The sequence below is a fragment of the Zoogloea sp. genome (assembly GCF_028693495.1).
Taxonomy (GTDB): Bacteria; Pseudomonadota; Gammaproteobacteria; order Burkholderiales; family Rhodocyclaceae; genus Zoogloea.
The window spans coordinates 1-11,257 of the sequence record NZ_JAQUVG010000107.1; the positions used below are offsets into that span (position 1 = coordinate 1).

Below are 11,257 nucleotides of genomic sequence, written 5' to 3' on the forward strand. Positions count from 1 at the left end.
TCTGTGCTTCCGGTGCCTCGACCAGCGTGGGATAGCTGTCAAAGCCCATCGTCCGGGCGAGGATCGCCTGATCGGTTTCGCTCCCGGGCAGGTTATGGGTCTGGGCGTCGTCCAGGTACTGTAGCCGGTGTTCCACCCGGCGCAGGAAGTCGTAGGCAGAGGCCAGTTCCTGTTCGACCTCACGGGTGATGATGCCCCGTTCAGCCAGCGTGTCGAGGACCTTGAGGGTGGGTTTGATCTGCAGGGCGGTGTCGCGCCCGCCGCGGATCAGCTGGAAGACCTGGGCCAGGAACTCGATCTCCCGGATCCCGCCCGGGCCGAGCTTGACGTTGTGGGCCATGTCCTTGCGGGCCACTTCCCGCCGGATCTGGGCATGGAGCTCCCGCATGGCATTGATGGCCCCAAAGTCCAGGTACTTGCGGAAGATGAAGGGGCGGGAGATGGCATTGAGTTCGGCCCCGCGGATGCCCGTCATGACCCGGGCCTTGATCCAGGCATAGCGCTCCCATTCCCGGCCCTGGGTGATGAAGTAATTTTCCAGCATGTCGAAGCTGGCCACCAGGGGGCCGGAGTCGCCGTTGGGGCGCAGACGCATGTCCACCCGGAAGACCTGGCCGTCGCCGGTCATGTCATTGAGGGCCTGGATCAGGCTCCGGCCGAGCTTGGTGAAGAACTCGTAGTTGTCGATGGTCCTGGGGCCGGCCGTGCTGCCGTCTTCGGGATAGACGAAGATCAGGTCGATGTCTGACGATACATTGAGCTCCCGCCCTCCCAGCTTGCCCATGCCGATGATGATGAACTCCTGCTCCCGGCCGTCGGCGGACAAGGGAACCCCGTGTTTTGCAACGAGCTGTTCCCGCAGGACGTCGTGGGCGGTTTCCACGGCAATGTCGGCCAGCAGGGTCATGGTTTCGGTGACTTCTCCCAGGCTGGCCAGCCCGGCCAGATCGCGGATGAGGGTGTGGCAGATCACCCAGGCCCGCAGCTTGCGCAGCGCCGGTTTGAGGCTGTTTTCGGTGACCTGTTCTTCCCGGAGGAAATCCCGCAGGGCGGTGGCGTCGAGGGGGGCCTGGAGGCCCGGGCTGAGACGGCTGGACAGCCAGCTGCGGCTGTCCAGTTGGCGGCGCAGGAAGCGGGAGCATTCGAGGGCATCGAGAATGGGCTGGGGCAGGGCTGTGGGCTGTTCGGACATGGCGGGGGCCGATTGGTAGAATGCTGAGTCGTCAATGTTCAACCCGTTTTATGTCTGCCGGACTGATTTTCGTCAAGCCTGATGCCGGAGCGGCCTGCGGCCCGTTCCCGGCCAGATCTTCCAGGGGGGAGCACTTCCTTCGTGCCTGAGCGCTGCTTTTCCGTCTGGCGCTTTTCGAGCCTGTGTCTGCGTCGTCTGGCCTGGCTGGCGGCGATCGTCCTGACTCTGCTGGGTGTCGCCTACCTGGGGATCCGTCATGTCGCGCTGCCCGCTGTGCCGGGGTATCGAGCCGAGGTGGCGGAGCTGCTGGCGGGCTCCCTGGGTTTGCCCGTGGAGATCCGTAGCCTTGAAGCGGACTGGCGGGGCCTGCACCCCCGCCTCCAGTTGCAGGGGCTTACGGTCCGGGATCGATACGGTAAGGCGGCGCTGGTCCTGGAGCGGGTCGAGGCGGAGGTGGCCTGGCGCTCCATCCTGGTGATGGGGCTGCGTCTGCATCGCTTGCTGATTGACGCTCCGGAGCTCACCTTGCGCCGGGACGGCGCGGGGCGGCTGTTTGTTGCCGGGCTGGCGGTGGCGTCGGGGGAGGAAGAAAGCGGTTTTGCGGCGTGGCTTCTGGAGCAGCGGGAGATCCGGGTCCGGCAGGCCCGTCTCGAATGGAATGATGAACTGCGCGAGGCTCCCCCCCTCGTCCTGGACAAGGTGGATTTCCGACTGGAGAACCGTGGGCGTCAGCATCGCTTCGGTTTGCTGGCGGTTCCACCGGCAACCCTGGCCGCGACCCTGGAGGTGCGTGGGGTCCTGAATGGGCAGCACCTGGGGCGCCTTGATGAATGGCGGGGCGAGCTTTATGCGGGACTCGAGTATGCCAGCCTGGGTGCCTGGCGTCCGTGGGTGGACTACCCTTTCGAGCTGGAGGGAGCGGGCGGGCTCAAGGCCTGGCTGGATCTCTCCGAGGGGCGGCTGGTGGGGGCCTCCGCCGACTTTTCCCTCCGTGATGCCCGCACCCGGCTGGGCCCCCAGCTGGAAGAAATCTCCATGCAGCTGGCCAGCGGTCGCCTCCGTTTCCGTAACGAACGGGGGGTGCAGGAACTGAGTGGCCAGGGTGTGGCCGTGCACACCCTGGATGGCTTGCGGGTGACCCCCACGGATTTTTATCTGCGTCTCCAGGAAAAGCGTGGTGCAGCCCTGGCCCGGGGGGAGTTCGTGGCCAATCAGCTCGATCTGGGGGTCCTGGCCCAGCTGGCTGAGCGCCTGCCCCTGGATGCAGGGGTGCGCAAGCGCCTGGCGGATCTGGCTCCCACCGGGAGCGTGGCGCCCCTGAATCTCAAGTGGAGTGGCCCAGCGGGGGGGCTGGCAAGTTACTCGATGGACGCCCGGTTCGTGAATCTGGGGATTCAGCCGCTGGGGGCCTGGCCCGGCTTTGCCGGGCTGTCGGGAACGGTAGAGGGTAATGACCGGGGAGGGCGCTTCAGCCTGAAGGGGCGGGATGCCCGCCTGGATTTGCCCGCAATCTTCGCAGAGCCCCGCCTGGGGCTTGCCGAGGTGGCGGTGGAAGGGGACTGGAGTCATCCGGATGGGCAGACGGAAGTGACGCTCAAGAGTGTCAGTTTTGCCAACCGGGATGCCCGGGGTACGGCATCCGGTCGTTACCGGGCTGCGACCGATGCCTTGGGAGAGATTGATCTGCAGGCCCGTCTGGCGGAGGCGGACAGCCGGGCGGTCTGGCGATATCTGCCGAGTGTGGTCAGCAAGAGTGCCCGGGACTGGCTGCAGCACAGTCTGGCGGGGGGCACGGCCGTGGATACCCGTCTGGTGCTGAAGGGCAATCTGGAGAAATTTCCCTTCCGCAATCCCCGGGACGGGACATTTCGCGTGACCTCCCGTATCCGGGAGGGCGTGCTGGACTATGCCAAGGGCTGGCCACGTATCGAGGGGATTGCCGGCGAGCTGGTTTTCGAGGGGCCGGGGATGACCCTCAAGGCCCAGCGGGGGCGGATCTTCGGCGTCGAATTGAAAAACGTCACTGCAGTGCTGCCTGATTTTGAAAAAGAGGAGGTGGTTTCGATCCGGGGCAGTGCGGCGGGGGCCACCCAGGATTTTCTGCGCTATATCGCGGAGAGTCCGGTGTCGGCGATGATCAACCACTTCACTGCACCCTTCCGGGCGGAGGGGAATGGCCAGCTCCAGCTCCAGCTGGTGCTGCCCCTGGCCGGGCTGGAGCACAGTCGGGTCAAGGGTGATTACCAATTCACCCGGAATCAGTTGCGGCCAGATCCGGCACTGCCTCTCCTGGCGGAAGCCATGGGCGAGGTTTCATTCACCGAGCGTCAGCTCAGCGTGCGCAATGCCAGCGCCCGGGTGTTTGGCGATCTGGCGACCGTGGCGGGGGGAACGCGCCCGGATGGCAGCGTGCTCCTCCAGGTGCAGGGCAGCACAGCCATGCCTGCCCTGCGCAGGGCGCTCGAGCTGCCCTTGCTGGATAATCTGGCGGGTAGCGCTGCCTGGAAGGGCAGCATCACCGTGCCGCGCCAGGGGGGGGTTGGTTTCGCGCTGGAGAGTCATCTGCTGGGAGTGGCTTCGGCGCTGCCGGAGCCCTTCAGGAAGTCGGCGAGTACCCCTCTGCCTTTGCGTTTTGAAATTCAGGTGCCACCGGCAGTGCCGGGCGTGGCCCCGGGAGATGTGCTGCGGTTGTCTGTGGGGTCGACCTTCCAGGCCCAGTTCCAGCGACAGCGGGAGGGGGGCCGGATGGTGGTCACCCGGGGCGGCATGGCGCTCCATGAACCCCTCCGGCTGGCTGACAAGGGGGTGATGCTGGCGGTGACGGCCGAGCAGCTGGATGCGGATGCCTGGCGTAAGGCGCTGGCCGGCAATGCCGATTCAAGGGAAGGTGCAGCCACTGGCAAGGGAAGTGATTTCCCCCTGTCCGGGATCGCTCTCAAGGCGACGGAACTGCGGGCTTACGGACAGCGCTTTGGCAATGTGAACCTGCGGGCAGTCATGGAAGAGGGGGGCTGGCAGGCCCGTCTGTCCAGCCGCGAAGCGACGGGTGACATTCTGTGGCGCGATCAGGGGCGCGGACGCTTGCAGGCCCGTTTCCGCCAGTTGTCCCTGGGCTCCGCAGAGGACGACTCCTCATCGGGGCGCCCCGATGAGGAGCGTCTTTCCCAGCTGCCGGGTCTGGATGTGACCGCGGACAGTTTTATATTGAGGGGACGGCAGCTGGGGCGTCTCGAGCTGAAGGCCGCGAACCGTGGGGATGCCTGGCGTCTCGACCAGCTGAACATCGTCAACCCGGATGGGGTGCTCAGCGGAGAGGGGCTATGGCGTCCTGGGGCGAGGGAGGAAACCCGTCTTGATTTCCGGCTTGATGTGGCCAGCGTGGAAAAGCTGCTTGGGCGTCTGGGGTATCCGGAAGCCGTCCGCCGGGGGAAGGGGGTGCTGGAGGGGGAGGTTAACTGGAAGGGACCGCCTACGGCTCTTCACTACCCGACCCTGGGTGGCCGGATGAAGCTGAACGTGGAGGGTGGCCAGTTCACCCAGCTGGATCCTGGCGCTGGAAGGCTCCTTGGTGTGCTTAGCCTGCAGGCCCTGCCGCGCCGCATCACCCTGGATTTTCGGGATGTTTTTTCCCAAGGATTCGCCTTCGATCGTATTTCCGGTAGCATCCAGATGAATGGTGGTGTGCTGCGAACTGAAGACCTGGAAATTTTCGGGCCAGCGGCGAGGGTCTTCATGAGTGGCCATGCTGATGCTGCACGGGAAACCCAGAATCTGCGGGTCCGGGTTCAGCCGACCTTGTCCGAATCCGTGGCGGTCGGTTCCGCGATTGCCACGACGGGGGCCATCAATCCTGCGCTGGGGCTGGCGGCTTACCTGGTTCAAAAAGCCCTGCGTGATCCAGTGGAAAAACTGTTCAGCTTCGAATACGCAGTGACAGGGGCGTGGGCTGACCCGAAGGTTGAGAAACTTTCTGCCCGTCCCGCCCCCTCCAATCCATGATTTCACGCCCCAAGGACCTCCGATGACCCGTCAGGCCTGTCCCATTGCTGCTGTCCAGATGATTTCCGGCCCGGATCTGGAGGCCAACCTGGCCGAGGCGGATCGTCTGCTTGCCGAGGCCGCGGCGGCCGGTGCCCGGCTGGTGGCCCTCCCTGAGTACTTCCCGCTGATGGCCAGTGACGAAGGCGCGAAGGTGCGCATGCGCGAGACCGAAGGGGCCGGGCCCGTCCAGGCTTTCCTGAGGGAGGCGGCCATCCGCCACCGCGTCTGGCTGATTGGCGGCTCCTGTCCGATGGAGGCTTCGCAGCCTGACAAGGTCAAGAACTCCACCCTGGTCTTTGATGATCAGGGCCGTAGGGTGGCGCGTTACGACAAGGTGCACCTCTTCGGTTTCCGCAAGGGTGATGAGTACTACGATGAGGCCGCGACGATTGAAGCAGGTAATGAAGTGGTCAGTTTTGAAGCCCCCTGCGGCCAGGTGGGGCTGTCCATCTGCTATGACCTGCGTTTTCCCGAACTTTTCCGGGCCATGGGAGAAGTGGATCTGATCGTCCTCCCAGCGGCCTTTACCTACACCACCGGCCAGGCGCATTGGGAAGTGCTGCTGCGGGCCCGTGCCATCGAAAACCAGTGCTACGTGCTGGCCAGCGCCCAGGGGGGACGTCATCCCAGTGGCCGACGTACCTATGGGCACAGCCTGATCATCGATCCGTGGGGTGAGGTGCTTGCCCGGGTTGAAGAGGGGCCCGGCGTGGCCCTGGCCGATCTGGACCCTGCCCGTATCGCCGATGTGCGGACGAGCCTGCCGGCCCTTCGTCATCGCAAGATTGGCTGACAGAACAACGTAATCATCCCCGAGAGACCATGAATACCACCAATTCCCTCAAGACCGCCACCAAGCTGCTCCTGAAACCCTACGACCTGGATGTCGAGGATCTCGACAAGGTTTTCGGCAAGCTCTTCCGGCACAAGCTCGACTACGCGGACCTGTACTTCCAGTATCACCGTTCGGAGGCCTGGAGCCTGGAGGAGGGTATCGTCAAGTCGGGAAGCTTCAACATCGAGCAAGGCGTTGGCGTGCGAGCCATCACCGGCGAGAAGACCGCCTTTGCCTACTCGGACGACATCAGCCTGAAGGCCCTCAAGGATGCGGCCGCAGCGACCCGGGCGATTGCCGACAGCGGGCGACGCAAGGCCCACAAGATCGAGGCTGCCAAGAAGTCGCCGGCGGCCCTCTACATCCCCGACAACCCCCAGGGCTCCCTCGATGACGTGGCCAAGGTGAAGTTGCTGGAGCGCCTCGAGGCCATGGCCCGGGCTGAGGATCCGCGGGTCATGGAGGTCATGGCCAGTCTGGTCGGATCCTGGGAGGTGGTCATGGTGGCCCGCAGCGACGGCCACCTGGCGGCCGACGTGCGCCCTCTGGTGCGGGTCTCGGTGACGGTGATCATGGAAGAGAATGGTCGCCGTGAGCAGGGCTCCGGCGGTGGCGGCGGGCGCTACGACTACAGCTACTTCAGCGACGAGGTGCTCACTGGCTTCGCCCGTGCCGCTGTGCACCAGGCGCGGGTGAACCTGGGCGCCGGTCCGGCTCCCGCCGGCCTGATGACCGTGGTGCTCGGCAACGGCTGGCCTGGCATCCTGCTTCACGAAGCCATCGGTCACGGCCTGGAGGGCGACTTCAACCGCAAGGAAAGCTCCGCCTTTGCCGGTCGCATCGGCCAGCAGGTGGCCGCCAGGGGCGTCACCGTGGTGGATGACGGCACCCTGCCGGATCGTCGTGGCTCCCTGACCATCGACGACGAGGGCAATCCGACCCAGCGCACCGTGCTGATCGAAGACGGCATCCTCACCGGCTACATGCAGGACACCCTCAACGCCCGCCTGATGGGCGTCAAGCCCACCGGAAACGGCCGTCGCGAATCCTTCGCTCACCTGCCTTTGCCAAGAATGACCAATACCATCATGCTGGCTGGCCAGCATGAACCTGCCGAGATCATCGCTTCCGTCAAAAACGGACTTTATGCAGCCAATTTCGGTGGCGGTCAGGTGGACATCACCTCCGGCAAATTTGTGTTCTCCACCTCCGAGTGTTATCTGATCGAGGATGGCAAGGTCACCCGCCCGGTCAAGGGGGCCACCCTGATCGGCAACGGCCCTGATTGCCTGACCCGGGTTTCCATGATCGGCAATGATCTGGCCCTGGATCCGGGGGTCGGTACCTGTGGCAAGGACGGGCAGAGCGTTCCGGTGGGGGTGGGCCAGCCCACCTTGCGCATCGACGGCCTGACGGTTGGCGGTACTGGGGGGTGAGGGGTGGGTGGGGGGGCGCAGCCTCATGGCTGGGACTGCCGGGTTGATCCTTTTCTGCGGATCTCTGCTGGTGGTGCCTGCTCCCCATGGCCAAGCCGTATTTGTCCGGCACATGGGCTTGGGTGGCATGGAGGCCGGCGGTATGCTGCAGCGTGCCACGAGTGACACGCTGCGCACTTCTATGAGGAGGGCAGGCATGCAGTGCGCAAAGAGTTGGGCGGGTATCCTGTTTTCAGTCACCTTGTTGTCGGCCTGTGCATCCCCTTCATCTGACCCGGGGAGTGTGCGGCGGCTGGGGGAGACCGAACTCACGCGGGCCCATGCAGGGAGGCAGGAGCTTCCCTTGAGTCTCGATGAACTGGTTCGCCTCTCCCGGCAGGGGCGTCCTGTCGGGGAGGTTCTGGATATCGTCCGTCGTACAGGAACGCATCACCCCCTCACGCCCTCAGAAATCCTGCGCTTGCGGGAACAGGGCGTTGCTCCGGAGGTGCTGGATGAGCTGGTGGCTGCCCAAGTCCGTTTCGAGCGGGATCAGGCCGCTGCGGAAAGGGTGCGTCAGGCACAGGCTCAGGCTGCGACGGTGGATCGCGCCCGCAGCGAGGCTTATCGCCGTGGCTGGGAGGAGTCCCGCTGGTTCACTCCATGGGGCTCCGCCTGGAGTTCTTCGGTTTATCTCAATTTCGGCCATCCCTTTGGTCATTCCTTCCGTTATCCAGGGCGGGGGGGCGTGGGCTGGGGTATCCGTTTCGGACGCTGATCCCAAGCCTGTTCAAGGCAAGTTGGGCGGGCCGTTGTCCGGAGTCTGTGCGAGGCGGACTCACCCCTGGGCAGGTGCCGCGGCAGGGAGGTCCTGCTCATGCCTAGCTTTGTCTTGGTGGACTAAACCCGGCCTGGAACCACTTTCCCATTAGCGCGATAGCGGGAGTTCATGGCTCAGCGAACGTTGATGGGTTAATATCATCATTCAATCAAGCCGCTGACAGGATTCGCCATGCATGCCTCCTCGAAAGTCCATATCGACGATGTCCGTATCCGGGAGATCAAAGAACTTGCTCCGCCTGCCCACATGCTGAGGGAGTTTCCGGCCACATCCAAGGCGGCCGAGACGGCTTTCGAAGCGCGCACTGCCATCCACCGCATCCTGTTCGGTGCCGATGATCGCCTGCTGGTCGTCATCGGGCCCTGTTCCATTCATGACACCGCCGCTGCGATGGAGTACGCACGACGTCTGAAGGTCGAGGCTGAGCGCTTGAAGAGCGATCTGCTCGTGGTGATGCGGGTCTATTTTGAAAAGCCCCGCACAACGGTGGGCTGGAAGGGGTTGATCAACGATCCGATGCTGGACGGCAGTTTTCGGATCAACGAGGGCTTGCGTATTGCCCGCAAGCTGCTCTGGGAGGTTAACGAAATCGGACTGCCGGCGGCCACCGAGTTCCTTGACATGATCACGCCCCAGTACATTGCCGACCTGATTTCCTGGGGGGCCATCGGTGCCCGTACCACCGAAAGCCAGGTTCATCGAGAGCTTGCCTCCGGGCTGTCCTGCCCCGTGGGTTTCAAGAACGGTACCGATGGAAATATCCGTATCGCCGTGGATGCGATCAAGGCGGCCCAGTCGCCTCATCACTTCCTGTCCGTAACCAAGGCGGGGCACTCGGCGATTGTGTCTACCTCGGGCAATGAAGACTGCCACCTGATTCTGCGGGGCGGGAAAGGTCCGAACTACGATGCAGCCAGTGTGGATGCAGCCTGCAAGGAACTGGCGGCCTCCAGTGTTCCTGGCAAGTTGATGATCGATTTTTCCCATGCCAACAGCCGCAAGCAGCACCGGTTGCAGGTGGATGTGGCACGGGATGTGGCGGCCCAGATGTCTGCTGGGGATGAGCGGATTATTGGTGTGATGGTCGAATCCCACCTTAAGGAAGGCCGTCAGGATCTCAAGCCAGGGGTTGAGCTGGAGTACGGGAAAAGCATTACGGATGCCTGCATCGGGTGGGAGGACAGTCTGACCGTGCTGGATGTGCTTGCCGAAGCGGTACGTCAGCGTCGCGTGGCGAGGGCGGATGCCGAATAAGGTGCGCTCCCTTTCCTGGTGACAATGGTCTTACATAAATCAGGGGCAAGCCGGTGATGGCTTGCCCCTGATTTATGAGTGGTGATCTGTTCAGAGCAGCATCCACCAATTGCCGTCCCAATCCTGCGCGCCATCGTACCTTTCCTGCTCCAGGACGCTTTGGCGCAAGGTGATGATCTGGTCAGAGATCCGCAGGAAAGCATCCACGATCAACGGATCAAACTGTTCACCGCTGCGGATCTTGACCATCTCCACGACCTCTTCTGCAGGTCGGGCAGGGCGATAGCTGCGATGAGTGGTCAGGGCGTCAAAGAAATCTGCCAGGGCGACGATGCGGCCTGCCATGGGGATCTCCCTGCCCACAAGGCCTTGGGGATAGCCTGCGCCATCGAAGTGTTCGTGGTGGCTCATGGCAATCTCCGCAGCCAGCTTGAGCAAGGGCTCCTCGGAGTCCCCGATGATGCTTGCGCCAATTCGGGGGTGTTCGCGCATGACGCGCCACTCCTCCGTGGTCAGGGGGCCCTCTTTTCCCAGGATGCTTGCGTGGATGCCGATTTTGCCGATATCGTGAAGTTGAGCTGCACTCTCCAGCAGCTGGCACATGTCCGGTGACCAACCCAGCTCGGCAGCGATCATTCCCGAGTAGAGTCCGATCCGTGTTGTATGCATCGGAGATTCGCCATCTTTCTGTTCGGCGTTTCGGGCAAGCTCCAGGAATGTTTCGTTTTTCAGATCAGCCAAAGCCTGCAGCGCCCAGTCCCGCTCACGTCGGAGGGTGTCGCAGGCTTCTGCAAGAAGGGCCAGTTGTGCTCTCGCCTGCATGTGTTGTTTCTCGGATTCGTCAAGGAGGCCTCCCAGGCGCTGGATTTCCTTGAAAGGGTCGTTGGTGGCTGCCGAGTTGCGTGCGGTTGCGACGTGGGAGTTCATTTTGATTTCCTCGCTGGGTGAGCCGGGCAGGGGAGCTTTTGGCTACCATCATCCATCCATCTGAATCCTATTTCACCGGAATCTAGAAAGACGTGAAAATCATCACAAAATTGAGAGTCAACAGAAGAGTCTGGTTGTTCATGTGGCTTTTGCACGGACCTGATTCCTTGCCCAAAGCCGCTTCCCCTTGCGTGTGACGAATTTCAATAGATTCATGTGCCCCCTACAGCCCAAAAACCCGCTTCACGGTTTGACTTTGGAAACCATCCTGACGGAGCTTGTCAGCAACTACGGCTGGGAATATCTTGCCCAGCGTGTTCGGGTTCGCTGTTTTATGAATGACCCGAGCGTCGCGTCCAGCCTCAAGTTTCTCCGTCGTACCGCCTGGGCCCGTGCCGAGGTAGAGGCGCTGTATGTCGAATGCTGTCGACAGCCTCCGAAATAAATGACTGTCAGTGCTGGCTAAGATTTTTGAATGACGGCATTAATAATTTAGCGGTCTGGCAGTGTGTCCTACCTGTTTCTGTAAAAGTGTTGACGTTTTTCTGTGGGTGTTTATACTGCGTAGCTCTTTCGCTGCAGGCGGAAACGTTCTCAGAAAAAAAGAAGTGTCTGAGAAGGTTTAGTGATGTGGAGAGGGGTGTTGGTTTGAAGAGATTCGAGCTGGCACTGCGCAGGTGGTTTTGTGGTTGTTTTTTTGGTTTTCCTAAAAACGATTTCGAAATTGCTTGACAGGGTTTAGAAACTCTGTA

9 protein-coding genes are annotated in these 11,257 nt (G+C 62.5%); 6 read left to right on the plus strand and 3 right to left on the minus strand.

Translation table 11 applies throughout. The features are described from left to right. A partial coding sequence (glnE, locus tag PHD22_RS14505; RefSeq protein WP_299868357.1) for a bifunctional [glutamate--ammonia ligase]-adenylyl-L-tyrosine phosphorylase/[glutamate--ammonia-ligase] adenylyltransferase occupies positions 1 to 1,192 on the minus strand: 1,192 nt, incomplete at its 3' end. Positions 1,193 to 1,333: 141 nt separating this feature from the next. Between glnE and PHD22_RS14510 the strand changes: the two genes are divergently transcribed. From PHD22_RS14510 to aroG, 5 genes are all read left to right on the plus strand, one after another. After that, positions 1,334 to 5,191 (plus strand): YhdP family protein, encoded by a 3,858-nt coding sequence (locus tag PHD22_RS14510; RefSeq protein ID WP_299868359.1) that lies wholly within the window; start codon positions 1,334 to 1,336, stop codon positions 5,189 to 5,191. 22 nt (positions 5,192 to 5,213) lie between these two features. Beyond that, positions 5,214 to 6,026, plus strand: coding sequence for a carbon-nitrogen hydrolase family protein (locus tag PHD22_RS14515; protein ID WP_299868360.1), 813 nt, complete (start codon positions 5,214 to 5,216; stop codon positions 6,024 to 6,026). A 29-nt stretch (positions 6,027 to 6,055) separates the two neighbouring features. Beyond that, positions 6,056 to 7,504, plus strand: coding sequence for a metalloprotease TldD (gene tldD, locus PHD22_RS14520; protein ID WP_299868362.1), 1,449 nt, complete (start codon positions 6,056 to 6,058; stop codon positions 7,502 to 7,504). 343 nt (positions 7,505 to 7,847) lie between these two features. Continuing rightward, positions 7,848 to 8,261, plus strand: coding sequence for a hypothetical protein (locus PHD22_RS14525; RefSeq protein ID WP_299868364.1), 414 nt, complete (start codon positions 7,848 to 7,850; stop codon positions 8,259 to 8,261). Positions 8,262 to 8,495: 234 nt separating this feature from the next. Then, a complete protein-coding gene (aroG, locus tag PHD22_RS14530; RefSeq protein WP_299868366.1) occupies positions 8,496 to 9,578 on the plus strand; it encodes a 3-deoxy-7-phosphoheptulonate synthase AroG in 1,083 nt (360 codons plus the stop codon). Positions 9,579 to 9,668: 90 nt separating this feature from the next. Here the strand turns inward: aroG and PHD22_RS14535 are convergent, their stop codons facing one another. Next, a complete protein-coding gene (locus PHD22_RS14535) occupies positions 9,669 to 10,505 on the minus strand; it encodes an HD domain-containing phosphohydrolase (protein ID WP_299868370.1) in 837 nt (278 codons plus the stop codon). Between the two features lie 214 nt (positions 10,506 to 10,719). Between PHD22_RS14535 and PHD22_RS14540 the strand changes: the two genes are divergently transcribed. Beyond that, positions 10,720 to 10,950 carry a VF530 family protein gene (locus PHD22_RS14540; RefSeq protein WP_299868372.1) on the plus strand — a complete coding sequence of 77 codons (231 nt, stop codon included), beginning with the start codon at positions 10,720 to 10,722 and terminating at the stop codon, positions 10,948 to 10,950. A gap of 7 nt (positions 10,951 to 10,957) precedes the next feature. Here PHD22_RS14540 and PHD22_RS14545 read toward each other — a convergent pair. Beyond that, positions 10,958 to 11,257: hypothetical protein (locus tag PHD22_RS14545; protein ID WP_299868373.1), on the minus strand; the 300-nt coding region annotated here is incomplete at its 5' end.